General features: G+C 53.5%; 18 protein-coding genes and 1 pseudogene. 17 read left to right on the top strand and 2 right to left on the bottom strand.

From position 1 onward, the window contains the following. Position 1: 1 nt before the first annotated feature. Positions 2-430: a universal stress protein UspC gene (uspC, locus tag ACJ9N4_RS02685; RefSeq protein ID WP_182919867.1), complete on the bottom strand. Its 429-nt coding sequence runs from the start codon at positions 428-430 to the stop codon at positions 2-4. Positions 431-1,228: 798 nt separating this feature from the next. On the opposite strand from uspC, the gene flhD reads away from it, so the two are divergent. The 8 genes and pseudogenes from flhD to ACJ9N4_RS02645 form a co-directional block, all read left to right on the top strand. Further along, positions 1,229-1,579 carry a flagellar transcriptional regulator FlhD gene (gene flhD, locus ACJ9N4_RS02680; RefSeq protein ID WP_196390118.1) on the top strand — a complete coding sequence of 117 codons (351 nt, stop codon included), beginning with the start codon at positions 1,229-1,231 and terminating at the stop codon, positions 1,577-1,579. A gap of 2 nt (positions 1,580-1,581) precedes the next feature. Continuing rightward, positions 1,582-2,160 (top strand): flagellar transcriptional regulator FlhC, encoded by a 579-nt coding sequence (flhC, locus tag ACJ9N4_RS02675; protein WP_010432486.1) that lies wholly within the window; start codon positions 1,582-1,584, stop codon positions 2,158-2,160. A gap of 123 nt (positions 2,161-2,283) precedes the next feature. Further along, positions 2,284-3,171 carry a flagellar motor stator protein MotA gene (gene motA, locus ACJ9N4_RS02670; RefSeq protein WP_008500417.1) on the top strand — a complete coding sequence of 296 codons (888 nt, stop codon included), beginning with the start codon at positions 2,284-2,286 and terminating at the stop codon, positions 3,169-3,171. Continuing rightward, positions 3,168-4,097, top strand: coding sequence for a flagellar motor protein MotB (motB, locus tag ACJ9N4_RS02665; protein WP_182271851.1), 930 nt, complete (start codon positions 3,168-3,170; stop codon positions 4,095-4,097). The genes motA and motB overlap by 4 nt, the downstream gene beginning before the upstream one ends. Before the next feature lie 4 nt (positions 4,098-4,101). Further along, positions 4,102-6,138, top strand: coding sequence for a chemotaxis protein CheA (gene cheA, locus ACJ9N4_RS02660; RefSeq protein ID WP_182919869.1), 2,037 nt, complete (start codon positions 4,102-4,104; stop codon positions 6,136-6,138). Positions 6,139-6,157: 19 nt separating this feature from the next. Then, entirely contained in the window at positions 6,158-6,661 is a 504-nt protein-coding gene (gene cheW, locus ACJ9N4_RS02655; RefSeq protein WP_182271849.1) for a chemotaxis protein CheW, read from the top strand. Between the two features lie 111 nt (positions 6,662-6,772). Further along, the gene (locus ACJ9N4_RS02650; protein ID WP_182919870.1) at positions 6,773-6,970 is read left to right on the top strand and encodes a hypothetical protein; all 198 of its coding nucleotides are present in this window, start codon (positions 6,773-6,775) and stop codon (positions 6,968-6,970) included. Continuing rightward, positions 6,879-7,106 (top strand): annotated as a pseudogene (locus ACJ9N4_RS02645) (IS4 family transposase); the annotation flags it as partial. The gene ACJ9N4_RS02650 and the pseudogene ACJ9N4_RS02645, both read left to right, overlap by 92 nt. Positions 7,107-7,206: 100 nt before the next feature. Here ACJ9N4_RS02645 and ACJ9N4_RS02640 read toward each other — a convergent pair. After that, the gene (locus ACJ9N4_RS02640; RefSeq protein WP_182271848.1) at positions 7,207-8,466 is read right to left on the bottom strand and encodes a dicarboxylate/amino acid:cation symporter; all 1,260 of its coding nucleotides are present in this window, start codon (positions 8,464-8,466) and stop codon (positions 7,207-7,209) included. 419 nt (positions 8,467-8,885) lie between these two features. Here ACJ9N4_RS02640 and ACJ9N4_RS02635 point away from each other — a divergent pair, with 419 nt between their 5' ends. The 9 genes from ACJ9N4_RS02635 to cheY all read left to right on the top strand — a co-directional run bounded on the left by ACJ9N4_RS02635 (position 8,886) and on the right by cheY (position 18,311). After that, entirely contained in the window at positions 8,886-9,458 is a 573-nt protein-coding gene (locus ACJ9N4_RS02635; RefSeq protein ID WP_182271847.1) for a spore coat U domain-containing protein, read from the top strand. A gap of 14 nt (positions 9,459-9,472) precedes the next feature. Beyond that, positions 9,473-10,021: a spore coat U domain-containing protein gene (locus ACJ9N4_RS02630; protein ID WP_182919871.1), complete on the top strand. Its 549-nt coding sequence runs from the start codon at positions 9,473-9,475 to the stop codon at positions 10,019-10,021. A gap of 16 nt (positions 10,022-10,037) precedes the next feature. Beyond that, entirely contained in the window at positions 10,038-10,796 is a 759-nt protein-coding gene (locus ACJ9N4_RS02625) for a molecular chaperone (RefSeq protein WP_182271845.1), read from the top strand. After that, complete coding sequence (locus tag ACJ9N4_RS02620) at positions 10,772-13,156, top strand: fimbria/pilus outer membrane usher protein (RefSeq protein ID WP_182919872.1); 2,385 nt, start codon at positions 10,772-10,774, stop codon at positions 13,154-13,156. Before ACJ9N4_RS02625 ends, ACJ9N4_RS02620 begins: the two co-directional genes overlap by 25 nt. Continuing rightward, positions 13,153-14,115 (top strand): spore coat protein U domain-containing protein, encoded by a 963-nt coding sequence (locus ACJ9N4_RS02615; RefSeq protein WP_182919873.1) that lies wholly within the window; start codon positions 13,153-13,155, stop codon positions 14,113-14,115. Before ACJ9N4_RS02620 ends, ACJ9N4_RS02615 begins: the two co-directional genes overlap by 4 nt. 84 nt (positions 14,116-14,199) lie before the next feature. Further along, entirely contained in the window at positions 14,200-15,867 is a 1,668-nt protein-coding gene (gene tar / locus ACJ9N4_RS02610; RefSeq protein WP_182919874.1) for a methyl-accepting chemotaxis protein II, read from the top strand. Positions 15,868-15,991: 124 nt separating this feature from the next. Then, positions 15,992-16,858, top strand: coding sequence for a protein-glutamate O-methyltransferase CheR (gene cheR / locus ACJ9N4_RS02605; RefSeq protein ID WP_182919875.1), 867 nt, complete (start codon positions 15,992-15,994; stop codon positions 16,856-16,858). After that, positions 16,855-17,904 carry a chemotaxis response regulator protein-glutamate methylesterase gene (locus ACJ9N4_RS02600; RefSeq protein ID WP_182271840.1) on the top strand — a complete coding sequence of 350 codons (1,050 nt, stop codon included), beginning with the start codon at positions 16,855-16,857 and terminating at the stop codon, positions 17,902-17,904. The genes cheR and ACJ9N4_RS02600 overlap by 4 nt, the downstream gene beginning before the upstream one ends. Positions 17,905-17,921: 17 nt before the next feature. Then, a complete protein-coding gene (gene cheY / locus ACJ9N4_RS02595) occupies positions 17,922-18,311 on the top strand; it encodes a chemotaxis response regulator CheY (RefSeq protein WP_060460463.1) in 390 nt (129 codons plus the stop codon). The last annotated feature ends 8 nt before the right edge of the window (positions 18,312-18,319 follow it).

Genomic DNA, 18,319 nt, shown 5'->3' with positions numbered 1-18,319 from the left:
GTTAATGGCCCCCAAGAGGCACTAACAAAACATCAACCTGGCTTGAGGCAACAATCGATTTTGCCGCACAGGCTGCGCGAGAAAAAAAACTGTGGTTATGATTACCGCAAATAACCAAATCAATATTCTGCTTACGGCACATGCTAAGAATATGTTCGTTTAATTCCCCTGTTGCAATGACAGTCTGGTGAACAGGGTATTGAGCCTTTTCGACCAGCTCCAGCAGAAATTGCTGCGTTTCCTCCTGAAGAACGTCACGAATATCTTCAAGCATGGGCGCTGCCAGTTGATTATACATTTCAGGTTCTGCTGCAAGGGTGATCAGGCTGATACGGGCATTGTTCGGTCTGGCGATGGAGACAGCACGGGCGACAAGCTGGTGGCTTTCCGGTGAAACAGCAACAGAAACAAGAAGATGAGTGTAACCCATCGCATACTCCTTAGACGTCTGAAACACGGTGTTTTAGCCAGCTTTACCGCGAATCTCCCGCTTCTGCAAGAGGTGAATACGACATTAGTGTGAAGCTTATCATAATTATTCATTAATTATTCTTATAAGAAGAATAATTGAAAACGAAGTCTCGATGAAAAAAATTAACAACTTAACGTAAATCACACAAATTTCTGTTTGCAGCATGAAATCGTTGTGGCGGGGGATAAACACAATTCGAATGATTAGGGTGCGAAATTGTTACCTTGCGCACTGATTATAACTATATGTTTTTTATGAATAATAAAAATCACCCTCCGGGTGTGGTATGACCTGTTCAGGTGGCGTAGTCAATAATGCGCAATAAAGCAATTGGTGCTACCCCGCCAGACCATGCTTTTGCATGAGTATTCGTCTTCTAAGAATACAAAATAGCATTTTTTGTTTAAAAAACGACCAAATTACAAGTCACGCTGATGGATTTATGGGTAATATTCACTTAAATTGTGTGATGTGGATCACATTTTTTTTAAATTTGGGAGTGGCTGCATTGTATGTGGCAAAACTGACGAGTAGAGTTTGCGTCGAATTAGGAAAAATCTTAGTTATTTGTAAGAAATGATAAAGCGTGTAAGGGCACATTTTTGTGTACCTGTTGCGCGTTTTGCTGCATACAAACCTTAATTCAACTATGCATTTGGCCTTTTCTTTTTTTTTATACCGGGTGTTTTCCCGGCGACATCACGGGGTGCGGTCTTTCCGCATAAAAATAATAGTTGGTTATTCGGGATGGGAAAAATGCATACATCCGAGTTGCTAAAACATATCTATGACATCAATTTGTCATATTTACTGCTTGCACAGCGTTTGATTAGTCAGGACAAGGCGTCCGCGATGTTTCGTCTTGGCATTAACGAAGAAATGGCCACCATGCTGGGCGGATTAACGCTCCCGCAAATGGTAAAGCTGGCCGAAACGAATCAACTTGTTTGTCAGTTCCGCTTTGATAATCCGCAGACCATCACACGTCTGACACAGGAATCCCGTGTTGACGATCTTCAGCAGATCCATACCGGTATTCTTCTTTCCACTCGCTTGCTCAACGAAATCAGCCAGCCTGATGACGTAGCCCGTAAGAAAAGAGCTTAAAAATGAGCGAAAAAAGCATTGTTCAGGAAGCGCGTGACATACAGCTGGCAATGGAACTGATTACGCTGGGTGCTCGTTTGCAAATGCTGGAAAGCGAAACTCAGCTGAGCCGTGGTCGTCTCATCAAACTGTATAAAGAGTTACGCGGTAGCCCTCCGCCAAAAGGGATGCTGCCGTTTTCAACAGACTGGTTTATGACCTGGGAACAGAACATCCATGCATCCATGTTCTGTAACGCCTGGCAGTACCTGCTAAAAACCGGTTTGTGCAGCGGCGTTGATGCCGTGATCAAAGCGTATAAACTCTACCTTGAGCAATGCCCACAGCAGGAAGATGGCCCCCTGCTGGCGCTGACCCGCGCATGGACGCTGGTGCGTTTTGTTGAAAGTGGAATGCTTGAACTGTCGCGCTGTAATTGCTGCGATGGCAATTTTATTACCCATGCTCATCAGCCTGCTGGCAGCTTCGCCTGTAGTTTATGCCAGCCTCCATCCCGTGCAGTAAAAAGACGTAAACTTTCCCGGGATGCTGCCGATATTATTCCACAACTGCTGGATGAACAGATCGAACAGGCTGTTTAACCCGAACGTGTGGGCAAGATTCCAGCAGCGGTAAGCAATTACCGCTGCTTTTTTTTACCCCGCGTTCCGGTAACACACTCGAAATGAACGTCCTGCCTTAGTCACTAGCGGAAGGATGATGTCGTGCTTATCTTATTAGGTTACCTGGTAGTTCTCGGTACAGTTTTCGGCGGTTACATGATGACCGGCGGGCACCTTGGAGCACTCTATCAACCGGCTGAACTTATTATCATTGGCGGCGCAGGGGTAGGGGCTTTTATCGTTGGTAACAACGGTAAGTCGATCAAGGGAACGCTGAAAGCGATTCCGTTGCTGTTCCGTCGCTCGAAATACACCAAAAGCATGTACATGGACCTGCTGGCGCTGCTCTATCGTCTGATGGCGAAGTCCCGTCAGCAGGGGATGTTCTCGCTGGAGCGAGACATCGAAAATCCAAAAGAGAGCGAAATCTTTGCCAGCTATCCGCGTATTCTGGCTGATGCCATGATGCTGGATTTCATCGTCGATTACCTGCGTCTCATCATCAGCGGCAACATGAATACCTTCGAAATCGAAGCACTGATGGACGAAGAGATCGAAACCCACGAGAGCGAATCCGAAGTGCCGGCAAACAGCCTGGCGCTGGTGGGCGATTCCCTTCCTGCCTTCGGTATCGTTGCGGCAGTGATGGGGGTGGTCCACGCGCTGGCCTCCGCTGACCGTCCTGCGGCAGAACTGGGCGCACTGATTGCTCACGCGATGGTGGGAACCTTCCTCGGTATTTTGCTGGCGTACGGCTTTATCTCTCCGCTGGCCAGTGTTTTGCGCCAGAAGAGCGCCGAAACCACCAAAATGATGCAGTGCGTGAAGATCACGCTGCTCTCTAACCTCAACGGTTATGCACCACCGATCGCCGTGGAATTTGGCCGTAAAACGCTGTACTCCAGCGAGCGTCCGTCGTTTATCGAACTGGAAGAACACGTGCGTGCGGTGAAAAACCCAAACCAACAGACGACAACTGAGGACGCATGAAAAATCAGTCCCATCCGATCGTCATCGTAAAAAAGCGCAAGCACAAGGGGCATGGGCACGGTGCGCATGGCTCCTGGAAAATTGCTTACGCCGACTTTATGACCGCTATGATGGCGTTCTTTCTGGTGATGTGGTTGATTTCCATCTCCAGCCCGAAAGAGCTTATCCAGATTGCGGAATATTTCAGAACGCCGCTGGCGACTGCGGTGGCTGGTGGGCCACGCATTTCTAACAGCGACAGCCCAATCCCCGGTGGCGGCGATGATTACACCCAACAGAAGGGTGAGGTGAAAAAAGAGCCTAACATCAACGAACTGAAAAAACGGATGGAGCAGGCGCGTCTGAAGAAACTGCGTGGCGACCTGGACCAACTGATTGAAGCCGACCCGAAACTGCGCGCACTGCGACCACACCTGAAGATCGATCTGGTGCAGGAAGGTTTGCGTATCCAGATTATTGATAGCCAGAACCGCCCGATGTTCAAAACTGGCAGTGCGGAAGTTGAACCCTACATGCGCGATATTTTGCGCGCAATCGCACCGGTGCTGAATGGTATTCCAAACCGGGTGAGCCTTTCAGGACACACGGATGATTTCCCGTATGCCTCGGGTGAAAAGGGATACAGCAACTGGGAACTTTCAGCCGATCGTGCCAACGCCTCGCGTCGCGAGCTGGTGGCGGGTGGGCTTGATGATGGCAAAGTACTGCGCGTAGTCGGCATGGCAGCAACCATGCGCCTTTCCGACCGCGGGCCGGGTGATGCCATCAACCGTCGTATCAGTCTTCTGGTGCTGAACCAACAGGCGGAGCAGGCCATCCTGCATGAAAACGCCGAAAGTCAGAATGAGTCACTGGACGATTTAAAACAGCCTGGGGCCGTTCCTTCGGCTGCCGTTCCAACATCGCCACCAGCCAATCCGAGGTGATAGCGTGAGCATGGATATTAGCGATTTTTACCAGACATTCTTTGATGAAGCCGACGAATTGTTGGCCGATATGGAGCAACACCTGCTGGATCTGGTGCCCGAAGCACCAGATTCAGAGCAGCTCAATGCCATCTTCCGTGCAGCGCACTCTATTAAAGGCGGAGCCGGAACGTTTGGATTTACCATTTTGCAGGAAACGACCCATTTAATGGAGAACCTGCTTGATGAAGCACGACGCGGTGAGATGCAGCTCAATACCGACATTATCAACCTGTTTTTGGAAACCAAAGATATTATGCAGGAACAGCTCGACGCCTATAAAAGCTCGGCAGAGCCTGATGCCGCCAGCTTTGAATACATCTGCAATGCACTGCGCCAGTTAGCGCTGGAAGCAAAAGGTGAAGTGGCCGCAGCCGTTGTCCCCGCGGCGAAACTGAGTGTTGTCGATGCCGTTGCCGGACAAGATGCTGCTCCGGCCGCAGCACAACCGGGCAAATTGCGCGTTGTGCTGTCTCGCCTGAAAGAGAGCGAAGTTAACCTGCTGGAAGAAGAACTGGGTAACCTGGCGACATTAAGCAATGTGGTGAAAGGCAAAGACAGCCTTGCCGCGACGCTTGACGACGGTATCAGCCAGGACGACATCGTGGCGGTGCTGTGCTTTGTTATTGAAGCGGATCAGATTGCTTTTGAAACCGAAGCCGCGGTGGTGGAAGCACCTGCCGGGGTGGAAGAAGTGGCTGTGGTTGCACAAGCGGCTGCACCTGCCGTGGTGCCAGCTGCGCCTGCACTGAAAGCGGTGCCAAAAGATGCCGCTGCACCAGGTCGTGGTGAAAAACCGGCCGCCCGTTCCAGTGAGTCCACCAGTATTCGCGTAGCCGTTGAGAAGGTTGACCAGCTGATTAACCTGGTTGGCGAACTGGTGATCACCCAGTCGATGCTGGCGCAACGTTCTAACGAACTGGACCCGGTAACCCACGGCGATCTCATCACCAGCATGGGGCAGTTACAACGTAACGCCCGCGATCTGCAGGAATCGGTGATGTCCATCCGTATGATGCCGATGGAATATGTCTTCAGCCGCTTCCCGCGTCTGGTACGTGACCTGGCCGGTAAGCTGAACAAGCAAATAGAACTGACGCTGATGGGCAGCTCTACCGAGCTGGACAAGAGCCTGATTGAACGCATTATCGACCCGTTAACGCACCTGGTGCGTAACAGCCTCGACCACGGGATTGAACTGCCGGAAAACCGCATAGCCGCAGGGAAATCGCCGGTTGGTAACCTGATCCTGTCAGCGGAACACCAGGGCGGTAACATCTGTATCGAGGTGACGGATGACGGTGCGGGTCTGAACCGGGAACGTATCCTGGCGAAGGCCATTTCGCAGGGAATGGCTGTTAACGAAAACATGACCGACGAAGAAGTGGGCATGCTGATCTTCGCACCGGGCTTCTCCACGGCAGAGCAGGTGACGGACGTCTCCGGGCGCGGTGTCGGTATGGACGTGGTGAAACGTAACATCCAGGAGATGGGTGGCCACGTTGAGATCAAGTCTAAGCAAGGTTCAGGTACCACCATACGCATTCTGCTGCCGCTGACGCTGGCGATCCTGGACGGTATGTCTGTCAAAGTGGCGGACGAAGTCTTTATTCTGCCACTGAACGCGGTGATGGAATCGCTGCAGCCGCGTGAAGAAGATCTGCACCCGCTGGCGGGTGGTGAACGTGTCCTCGAAGTGCGTGGTGAATACCTGCCGCTGGTGGAACTGTGGAAAGTCTTCGAAGTGGACGAGGCCAAAACCGAGGCCACGCAGGGTATCGTTGTGATCCTGCAAAGCGCGGGTCGCCGCTATGCGCTGCTGGTCGACCAGCTGATTGGTCAGCATCAGGTGGTGGTGAAGAACCTCGAAAGTAACTACCGCAAAGTGCCGGGTATTTCAGCCGCCACCATTCTGGGTGATGGTAGCGTGGCGCTGATCGTCGATGTGTCGGCGCTTCAGGGATTAAATCGTGAACAACGTGTGGCGTACACAGCCGCCTGATTAAGTAAAAGGTAATAACATGACCGGTATGAGTAATGTAACGAAACTGGCGGGCGAGCCATCAGGACAGGAATTCCTGGTATTCACTTTAGGCGATGAGGAGTACGGCATCGATATCCTGAAAGTGCAGGAAATCCGTGGTTACGATCAGGTGACCCGCATCGCTAACACGCCTGCATTTATTAAAGGTGTTACTAACCTGCGTGGCGTGATTGTGCCAATCGTTGACCTGCGTGTGAAATTCAGCCAGGGCGACGTTGACTACAACGACAACACCGTGGTGATTGTCCTGAATCTGGGTCAGCGCGTGGTGGGTATTGTGGTGGATGGTGTGTCTGATGTGCTGTCGTTAACGTCTGACCAAATCCGCCCGGCACCGGAGTTCGCGGTCACGCTGTCCACCGAATACCTGACAGGGCTGGGTGCGCTCGGCGATCGTATGCTGATTCTGGTGAACATTGAGAAGCTGCTGAACAGCGAAGAGATGGCACTGCTGGATATCGCGGCGAATCACGTAGCGTAGGTAAAAGCAAAACGGCAACTTCGGTTGTAATGCCGATCAGTTAAGGATCGGTTGACCGATCCAGTGGCTGTGTAAGAATCCGGAAATGCTCACCCGTTTCCGGATTTTTTTATGCACATTGGACAGGCTCTTGATCTGGTATCCCGTTACGATCCTCTGCGTAACCCGCTGACTTCTCTGGGCGATTATCTGGACCCGGAGCTCATTTCCCGCTGTCTGGCCGAATCAGCTGAGCTTCTCAGAATCATGCGGAATGGTCATGAGAATGCTGATGACCCTGCAGGGAGCGTCACCAGTTTGTATCCCTGAGCTAATGCGAGATCTGGAAAGTATGGGGCAGATGGTCAGGTTGCCGACAAGAAGGGAAAGGGCCTTCCAGAGGGTGGTGAATGAGAGGCCCTGGAGATACCCCACAGCCCCGAAAAAGGGCCAGTCAGTTGCTTAACTGACTGGCATTACAACTCAGGTTGCCGTTTTTAGTGTTTGCTCCCTCTCCCGTGGGAGAGGGTTGGGGTGAGGGCAACAGACCTCACCTTTTTTACATCTTAAGCTTCCTGCTCCACCAGCTCCGTTTCCGCTTCCCGCTTCCCTTCATTTTGCGACAGCATCGCAGTAGCAATACCGTTACCCAACACGTTAATAGCGGAACGGCCCATATCCAGGAAGTGATCGATACCCATCAGTAACAGAATACCTGCCACCGGAATATTGAAGCTTGGGATAGTCGCTGCCAGTACCACCAGAGAAGAGCGTGGTACGCCTGCAATCCCTTTTGAAGCCAGCATCAGGGTCAGCATCAGTACCGTAACTTCCGAGAAACTCAGGTGAATGTTGTACGCCTGTGCAATAAACATCGAGGCAAAAGAGCAGTACACCATTGAACCTACCAGGTTAAAGGAATAACCAATTGGCAGGACGAAAGAAGCGATATTGCGTGAGCAGCCAAAACGTTCCAGCTGTTCCAGCGTTTTTGGATATGCTGCTTCAGAGCTGCTGGTGGTAAACGCAACCAGCACCGGATCTTTCAGCATGCTGACCAAACGAAACACCTCTTTTTTCAGCACCATGTAGCCCACTGCCAGCAACACCATGCAGGTGAGGAAGATCGCCACATAGTAACCGCCAATGAAGGAGGCATAGTTCAGCAGGATGCCGAGACCCTGTGTGGCAATAACGGATGAAATGGCGGCGAAAATTGCCAGCGGTGCCACGTACATCACGTAACCGGTCACTTTCAGCATGATGTGAGAGACGACGTCCAGCGCTGCCACCAGCGGGGCGTTGAATTTCTGCCCCAGAGACGCGCCGCCAATGCCGAAGAACATGGAGAACACCACGATCTGCAGAATTTCATTGTTCGACATTGCCCCGGCGATGCTGGTGGGAATGGTATGAGACAGGAAGGCTTTCAGCGTCATTCCGCCGACTGCCAGGCCGGTATCCACCGCTTCCGTTGGGATTGTCAGGTTCAGACCACTACCCGGGTGTTCCAGGGTGACAATAAACAGCCCCACCAGAATAGACAGCACGGATGAGCTAATAAACCACACCATCGCTTTACCGCCTACGCGACCAATGGTGGACGTTTCGCCCAGTTTCATGATACCGACCGTTAACGTACTGAAGACCAATGGTGCAATTACCATTTTAATCAGTCGCAGGAAAATATCGGTCAGGAGTGTGATGTTATCCGACCAGGTTTTGATGGCATCCGGTGAGGCATATTCATGAATTGCCGCCCCTGAAAGAATACCCGCCAGCATGAATATCACAATGAAGAGTGTGAGTTTGTTTGCACTTGCCACGAAAAAAGACCCTCTATGCGCTTAAGAGTGAGCCCACGCTGCTACATATAGAATTTTTATTACAGCGCAGGAAAAGATTCGGCACATAAATTGAAGTAAAGCGGGGGGAGATACAACTGATTTTTAATTTTTATTAAATTTGTTGTCGCTGTTACGACGATATATTGTGAGGTAGATCACATTTTCATGGGTATATACTCAGACTCTGGAAAGAAAATTTTCTTTAAATCATTATAACGAATTGTATTTAAAGTAAATTTCTTGTCAATACAACAAGTGTAGCAGGGGGTGGTTGAAGTAGTAACCATAAACTAGATTCTCAATAACCCCCCTTTGCGGCGTATTTAGCGGGGCTAACATGCTGAGCGGTATAAATAAAATTTGGAAAGCGAACGGAAACGTCTTCTGGAGGTGGGTAAATGAAAAGAAAACGCCTTTTGATATGTGCAGGAGCCTTGCTGCCCGTCGTAACAGCCCCGCAGGCGCTGGCGGTAACCAGTAGCGGCACCATCGGGGTAACGCTGACACTCACCAATGGCTGTCTGATCAACAGCTCGCCAACCCAAAACGGCATTAACTTCGGCACCCTGGATTTCGGGACCCATCCTGCAACCTTTTCCACGCTGACCACCCAGCTGAGCGGAGCCAGCGGCGGCAATACCTTCACCATCCAGTGTACAACTGCCAGCTATTCGGTGGCGATCACCGGCAACACGAATGCCACGGCACCAGGCAATGTTGTTGGCACGCCAGGCACGCCCGAGCGTTATCTGATTAATACCGCCAATGCGGCGCAGGGGGTGGCCTATAGCCTTTACAGCGACGGTGGGTTTAACACCGTGGTTGCCAATAACGTCGCTCTGCCGGTTGCGTCGACGGCAGGCGGGGTTGATAGCTATACCCTCTACGGGCGGATCACCGGGGGTGGCAACAGCGTCACGGTTGTGCCAGGCACCTACACCGATACCATTAACGTTAGCGTGACCTACTAACTTCAGAGCCAGTCATGAGGGAAGCCATTTCGCGTTTGCGCGCGGGAGCAAAGGGTGTGTTGTGCACGTTTTTTACGCTGGCGATGGGGGGAATGGTGGCTCTCCCGGCTCTGGCAGTGACTTCTCAGTCCTTTAAAGTCAGCGCGACCATTGTGCCGGGATGTTCGGTCTCTACCGGAACCGGAGGGCTACTTGGCTCGCTGGATTTTGGCACGCATAACGGCGTGGAGAGCGCCCCGGTTAGCACCAGTTTTGTACCCAGCGGTGCGTTGTCTATCGCCTGTACGCCAGGCGTGTCGTTGAGCATGAGTATTGACGGCGGGCTGCATTACGCCTCAGTACGAAGGATGCAGCGTGCCGGTGGCACTGACGTGGTGGGTTATCGACTTTATAGCAGCAGTTCGCTGGCCGCTAGCAGTGAGATTGGGGTCAACCAGGCAATCGCGGTGACCTATACCAACAGTAATAACATCGCGCTACCGCTTTTTGGCGTGGCGCTTATGACGGGGTTCAGCCCCGCAGGCACGTATTCTGATCAACTTACTGTGACATTGTCATGGTGATAAAGGGAGATAATCGATGAAGCTGTCTGTCTGGCATTTGTGCCTGGTGAGTCTGTTGGGGGTGACCGTCGCAAAGAATGATGCAAATGCAGCGGCGACCATTCTGTTATGGCCCATTGATCCCTGGCTGTCGGCAGACGCCAGTGCGACGGAGTTATGGATCCAGAATCAGGGCAACAGTGCGACAACCATGCAGGTTCGCATCGTGCGCTGGCAGCAGGAGAATGGCTTTGAACGTTATACCGCGCAGCAGGATGTCGTCGCCAGCCCGCCGATTGTGACAATCGGCACAGGAAACAAGCAGCTTATCCGCCTGATCCGACAGGGCACGATCCCGAAGGGGGTTGAACAAGCCTACCGCATTATTGTGGATGAAATTCCCCAGCCTGATGTGAAAGCGAGCCCGGCTATTGGCCTGCGGTTACAGATGCGATATTCCATTCCACTCTTCGTTTATGGTCAGGGGATCCCGACGGTCAAAGAGGGCGCATATCATGCGCTGGTTGATACTAAAAACCTGAGCTGGCGGGTGATGCAGGAAGGTGGTCACCCCGTACTTGAGGTGCGTAATCAGGGGGATGTTCACGTCAGGCTGAGCCAGGTGGCGCTCGAACAGGGGGGACAGACGCGTACGGTGGCGCAGGGGTTACTGGGTTATGTTCTGCCAAACAGCTTTCGCAGCTGGCCAATACCAGCAGGAATACGCCAGCCAGATCAGATAAGCGCGCAGATTAATGCCAGGGATGCACAATGGCAGTCGACGCCCGTCAACTGAAGCCGCTGATGATGATTCTGCTTTGCGTCAGTATCCGCTCCTGGGCCGAACCCGGTGATGACCGTTTACCGCCACCACCGGATGCGCAGGCGATCAATAGCGAGGCGGTATTCCAGCTTGCCATCGTACTGAATCACTATGACACCGGTCTGGTGGTACCTGTGACGCAGCGTAGCGGTGCGTTTTTTATCTCCAGTGCCGATCTGCTACGCGCAGGGTTGCCGCCAGAGCACGTACCGACAGGCGAGGTTAATCTTTCCACGCTGTCGCAGGTTCGCGTGGAGTATGACAGCGCAGCACAGCGTTTACTGCTAACGGTTCCCCGGGACTGGGTGGCTTCCCGTGTCACCTCCTTTAGCGAACAAACGGCGCAAAACAAACCCCATTTTGGCCGGGGGGCGCTACTGAATTACGATCTCTATACCAACCGTACCGAACATCTCGGTGGACAGGCCTCCCTCTGGCATGAGTTTCGTTATTTTAACGAGAAGGGTTCACTCTCTTCGACCGGCTATGTCCGGGAAAATTTCGACGGTAATGCGGATCAGCAGCAAGGGTATGTACGCTATGACACCACTGTGCTGATGACCAACGAGGAGGATGCAATCACCTGGAGCGCAGGGGACGTGATCAGCGACGCGCTGAGCTGGAGCTCCAGCGTGCGGATGGGCGGGATCAGCTACGGGCGTGATTTTTCCCTGCGTCCTGACCTGGTGACCTGGCCGTTGCCTGAATTCTCCGGTGAGGCTGCGGTTCCTACCTCGGTTGACCTCTTTATTAATGGCTACCGCTCCGGCTCGACCCAGCTACAGCCTGGGCCGTTCACGCTCACCAATCTGCCGTATATCAACGGCGCGGGGGATGCGGTACTGATCACCACCGATGCGCTGGGTCGCCAGGTGAGCACCACGTTGCCGTTTTACGTCACCAGCGATTTGCTTAATGCTGGGCTGAGTGACGGGGCCGTGACGCTGGGCAGTCTGCGGCGCAACTACGGTATCAAGAACTTTGACTATGGCCCGGCGGCAGGCAGTGGCTCGTATCGCTATGGGATGACGGACTGGTTAACGCTGGAAGGCCATGCCGAAGGGGCAGAAGAGCTGGCGCTGGGAGGGGCGGGGACGGTGGTAAAGCTGGGGCGCTTTGGTGTGGTGAACTCCGCGTATACCCGCAGCCACATGCGCGGGGAAGATGGTGGGCAAATCAACTGGGGGTACCAGTACAGCACCAGCACATTTAGCGTGGCCACGCAGCATACCCGGCGTGACCGCGAGTTTGGCAACCTGGCATTGTATGACCAGCCGACCGTCTATGATGAAAACGACAAACCCATCGCCAGCCTTAGCCGCAATACCGACCAATATTCCCTGACGTTTAACCTCGGCCAGTACGGCAATATTGGTACAGCCTGGATAGGCGTCGAGAGCTTTGACAGGCAGAAAACCGAGCTGTTGAATCTCTCCTGGAGCCGCAATTTGTGGGGCCGTAGCAGTGTTTATCTGGCGGCCAGCCGCGATCGGCAACAGGGTGACTGGACCTTTGCGCTGTCACTGCAGGTGCCGCTGGGTGAACGCGAAAGCGCTGCTGTCTCTTTTGAGAAAACGCCAGATGCCGGCAGTACGCAGCGCATTAACTACAACCACTCCATGCCATCCGACGGCGGGTTCAGCTGGAATATGGCGTGGGCCAACCAGTCGCAGTCGGACAACTATCAACAGGCCACGCTGGGCTGGCGCAACAGTAACATTGAACTGCAGGGGGGCGGCTATGGCGAGCAGGACATGATGACCTGGTGGGGTGAGGCGATGGGCTCCCTCGTGCTGATGGATGGTGAGCTGTTTGCGGCGAACAAAATCAATGATGCTTTCGTGGTGATCAGCACCGACGGTCATCCGGATGTCCCGGTTAACTATGAAAACCAGCCGGTCGGGAAAACCAATAATCATGGCTATCTGCTGGTCAGCGGCGTGTCGGCCTATTACCCGGCAAGCTACAGCATTAATACCCTCAACCTGCCCGCCGATACCCGCCTGAAAGAGACGGAACGGCGGGTTGCTGTCCGCCGCCACAGCGGTTATCTGGTGGATTTCCCGATGGAGCAGGAGCGGGTGGCCAGCGTTATTCTCCATGATGCGCAGGGGCAAGTTCTTCCTGTGGGAAGTCTGGTAAGTCGAGCTGCGCGTAGCAATGCCGTTGTGGGATATGACGGTATTGCCTGGCTGGAAAATCTTGATGATGTGAATGCGCTCGACGTGACAATGCCCGACGGGAAGCACTGTCAGGCCACGCTGACAGTGGATGCAAACCCGGAACACAAGCTGCAAACTTATGGTCCACTGGTTTGCCGGGAGCAGCCATGAAGCGCGTGCTGCTGTGGATTTTACTGCTTATCTCCGGCGGTAGCTGGGCGGCGTGTACCGTCAGTACGGTGAATGCGTCTTTTGGCAGCGTCAGTTCATTTGCCCTCAGCGGCACCGGGGAAGTGGAAACGACCGGTACGCTGGTTGTGTCCTGTGATGCGGTGCTTAACCTGCTGACTAACGACTCGATAACGCTCAACTACACGGCGGCGTCGGTATCAGGTAACAACCGCGCTACCCTGAAACGCACCGATGATTTGACCGTCACGGACGTTATCCCCACGCGTCTGTGCGGACTATCGGGCTGCGCGAGCAGCAGTGAAGTGCAAATCAGTAAAGCGTATACCTGGAGTGGTAACACCCTGCTCGGTCTGCTGGGCTCAAAACAGTACAACATTCCGCTCTATTTTCGCACGGTACCCGGGCAGAACGTTACGGCAGGGTCATACCAGGTACAGCTCACTTTTAGCGTCAACTATGACGTTTGTTCAGTCGGTGCGCTTGGCCTTTGTACTATCTCGCAAACCGGCACGGCGACGACCAGCATTCTGCTCAATATGACCGTGACCAACGACTGCAGCACCATGAGCACACCCGATGTGAACTTCAACAGCGCACCGCTGGTACAAAGTTTCCCGACCGTTTCACAGGCTGTCGCCGTGACCTGCACCAAAGGCAGTACCTACACCATCGGTATTAATAATGGTGCAAACGCGCTCAATAACGTGCGCAGGATGGTCAGCGGCAGTAACTACATGAGCTACGACATCTATAAAGAAGCCACAACCAACCGCTGGGGTGGCAGCGGTACTGAACGCTGGGCCAGCGCGTTGTCCTCACAGGTCAGCACCGACGGGCTTTTGCGGACTTACAACTACACCGCCAAAATCCTTACCAACCAGAGTACTCCGCCTGCGGGTACTTACAGCGATACGCTGATCGTTGACGTTGCGTTTTAACCCCACGCTTTTCCCTTTCGCAAATGTAAAGTTCCTGTGGGCAGTGCCGATAACACCGTTAATAAATCTATGAGAAGGTGTTGTATGTTGAACCGTATCCGCGTTGTCACAATGCTCATGATGGTGCTGGTCATTTTCGCACTTCTTCAGCTCACTTCTGGCGGGCTCTTTTTCTCGTCGTTGAAACAAAACCAGGACAGCTTTGTCACCTCGAACGATCTGCGCGAGCAGCAGAGTGAACTGACCTCGACCTGGGATCTGATGCTGCAAACGCGCATCAACCTGAGCCGTTCGGCTGCCCGCATGATGATGGATCCAAACAATCAGCAGAGCAGTGCGAAAACAGATCTGTTGAAAAATGCGCGAGCCACGCTCGCGGACGCCGCAAAACATTACGACGCCTTTAAGAAGATCACCCCGCAGCCTGCAATGGAGCAGGTGAGCCAGAATATTGACGAAAAATACAACGCCTACTTTGCCGGTCTGACGGAGCTTATTCAGTTCCTGGAAGGCGGCAATATGGACGCCTATTTTGCCCAGCCGACGCAGGGGATGCAAAACGCACTGGGTGCGGCACTGGGCGAGTACGCCAAAGCCAGTAGCGAGCTGTATCACACAGCATTTGCGGAAAGTCAGAATGATTACCGTTTTGCCAAATGGCAGATGGCCATTCTGGCGCTGGCCCTGGTCATCGTGCTGGTGGCCGTGTGGTACGGCATTCGCCATATCCTTCTTAACCCGCTTGGCCGCGTGATTGCCCATATCCGTGAAATTGCCGGTGGTGACCTGACCAAAACGCTGAACGTTTCCGGTCGCAATGAGATAACCGAGCTGGCGACCAGCGTTGACCATATGCAGCGCTCGTTGATTGATACCGTTGCCAACGTGCGTAACGGCTCAGATGCCATCTATACCGGCACCAGCGAAATCGCAATGGGGAATAACGATCTCTCTTCCCGTACTGAGCAGCAGGCTTCTGCGCTGGAAGAGACGGCCGCCAGCATGGAAGAGCTTACCGCTACCGTGAAGCAGAACGCCGATAACGCCCGTCAGGCATCTCAACTGGCTGAAAGTGCCTCCGAGACGGCACAGCGCGGTGGTCGTGTGGTGGACGGCGTGGTGAAAACCATGCATGAAATTGCCGACAGTTCGAAGAAGATTGCCGACATCATCAGCGTTATCGATGGCATTGCGTTCCAGACCAATATTCTGGCACTGAACGCTGCCGTGGAAGCCGCGCGTGCCGGTGAACAGGGCCGTGGGTTTGCGGTGGTGGCCGGGGAAGTACGTAACCTCGCCAGCCGTAGTGCCAATGCGGCAAAAGAGATTAAAGCCCTGATTGAAGACTCCGTCTCTCGTGTGGATACCGGCTCAGTGCTGGTGGAAAGCGCGGGGGAAACCATGAATGACATCGTGAATGCCGTGACCCGCGTAACAGACATTATGGGTGAAATCGCCTCTGCGTCTGATGAGCAAAGTCGCGGTATCGACCAGGTTGCCCTGGCGGTATCGGAAATGGATCGTGTGACACAGCAAAACGCCGCGCTGGTGCAGGAGTCCGCCACGGCGGCCGCTGCACTGGAAGATCAGGCCAGCCGTCTGAAGATGGCGGTATCGGCATTTCGTCTTGCTTCACTCGCGGGACATACAGTCGACCCGCATGCGACTCAACACACCCCGGCCTCCGCGCCCGCTGCAACACGTACGCGTGCCGGAGCGACCGGACAAGATGACAACTGGGAAACATTTTAACTGACATGTAAACCGTGGCGGCTTGCCGCTGTATTTAATGTGAAAGAGCAGGTTGAAGCAGTAACAGAAGTCGGGCGGTCGCAGGCCGTGCCAGTTGTATCCTGAATGTGATTAAGAAGGCGCTATGACATCACCAATGCCCTCAGGGCAAACGTCATTATTGTTACAGATGACACAGCGCCTCGCGCTGTCCGACGCGCATTTTCGTCGGATATGTCAGTTAATCTACCAGCGCGCGGGGATTGTGCTTGCCGATCATAAGCGAGACATGGTCTACAACCGTCTGGTTCGGCGCTTGCGTACGCTGGGGCTGGATGATTTTGGGCGCTATCTGAGCATGCTCGAAGCGAACCAGAACAGCGCCGAATGGCAGGCTTTTATTAACTCATTAACCACCAACCTGACGGCATTCTTCCGGGAAGCACATCACTTCCCGGTGCTGGCAGAGCACGCGCGCCGTCGTACCGGGGAGTATCGCGTCTGGAGTGCGGCAGCCTCTACGGGTGAAGAGCCGTACTCGCTGGCGATCACCCTCGCGGACACGTTGGGCATGGCTCCAGGGCGCTGGAAAGTGTATGCCAGCGATATTGATACCGAAGTGCTGGAGAAGGCTCGCAACGGAGTTTATCGCCAGGATGAACTGAAAACGCTGTCGCCTCAGCAGCTACAACGTTACTTCATGCGTGGAACAGGCCCGCATGAAGGGTTGGTGCGCGTACGCCAGGAACTGGCGAACTGCGTTGAATTCGCGCCAGTTAACCTGCTGGATAAGCAGTACAACGTTCCGGGGCCATTTGATGCCATTTTTTGCCGTAACGTAATGATTTATTTTGATAAAACGACGCAACAGGAGATTCTGCGTCGCTTTGTTCCGTTGCTCAAGCCTGACGGTTTACTGTTTGCCGGGCATTCGGAAAACTTTAGCAACCTCGTGCGTGAGTTTAGCCTGCGTGGGCAAACGGTCTATGCACTGAGTAAGGAAAAAGCATGAGTAAAATCAGGGTATTGTCTGTCGATGATTCGGCGCTGATGCGCCAGATCATGACTGAAATTATCAATAGCCACAGCGATATGGAGATGGTGGCAACCGCGCCAGATCCTTTGGTTGCGCGGGATTTAATTAAAAAATATAACCCCGACGTGCTTACGCTGGATGTCGAAATGCCGCGCATGGATGGCATTGATTTCCTGGAAAAATTGATGCGTCTGCGCCCGATGCCGGTCGTGATGGTGTCATCACTGACCGGGAAAGGTTCCGAAATCACGTTGCGCGCGCTGGAGCTGGGGGCGGTGGATTTCGTCACCAAACCGCAGCTGGGTATTCGTGAAGGGATGCTCGCCTACAGTGAAATGATTGCCGAGAAGATCCGTACCGCGTCACGTGCGAAACTTGCTGCCCACAAACCGATAGCCGCTCCGGCAACACTGAAGGCCGGCCCGCTACTCAGCTCGGAAAAACTGCTGGTGATTGGTGCATCAACCGGTGGAACAGAGGCAATTCGCCATGTACTCCAGCCATTGCCGCTTTCAAGCCCGGGTATTCTTATTACTCAGCATATGCCGCCAGGATTTACCCGCTCGTTCGCGGAACGTCTGAACAAACTGTGTCAGATCAGCGTGAAAGAGGCGGAAGACGGTGAACGTGTGCTCCCCGGACATGCTTATATTGCGCCGGGTGACAAGCATATGGAACTGGCGCGCAGTGGCGCAAACTATCAAATCAAAATTCATGACGGGCCGCCGGTCAACCGGCACCGTCCGTCGGTGGATGTGCTGTTTCATTCGGTGGCGAAACATGCGGGGCGCAACGCCGTTGGGGTGATCCTGACGGGGATGGGCAACGATGGTGCCGCCGGAATGCTTGCAATGCACCAGGCGGGAGCCTGGACGATTGCGCAGAATGAAGCAAGTTGTGTGGTGTTCGGCATGCCGCGCGAGGCCATCAATATGGGTGGCGTGAGCGAAGTGGTCGATCTTAGCCAGGTAAGCCAGCAGATGCTGGCGAAAATCAGTGCCGGACAGGCAATACGTATTTGACTCAGGAGTATTATTTTATGGCGGATAAAGAGCTTAAGTTTTTGGTTGTGGATGACTTTTCCACCATGCGTCGCATTGTGCGCAACCTGCTGAAAGAGCTGGGTTTCAACAACGTTGAAGAAGCAGAAGACGGCGTTGATGCGCTGAACAAACTGCAGACAGGCGGCTTTGGTTTTGTTATCTCCGACTGGAACATGCCAAACATGGATGGTCTGGAACTGCTGAAAACCATTCGCGCAGATGCAGGAATGGCCTCTCTGCCGGTTCTGATGGTGACCGCGGAAGCGAAAAAAGAGAATATCATTGCCGCTGCACAGGCGGGCGCAAGTGGCTATGTGGTGAAGCCATTCACTGCGGCGACTCTGGAAGAGAAGCTCGGCAAGATCTTCGAGAAACTCGGCATGTGAGGTGTTGG

It is taken from the genome of Enterobacter sp. LM3 (genome assembly GCF_046622475.1).
Lineage (GTDB): Bacteria > Pseudomonadota > Gammaproteobacteria > Enterobacterales > Enterobacteriaceae > Enterobacter > Enterobacter cloacae_P.
This window is presented reverse-complemented; position numbering and strand designations above follow the sequence as displayed.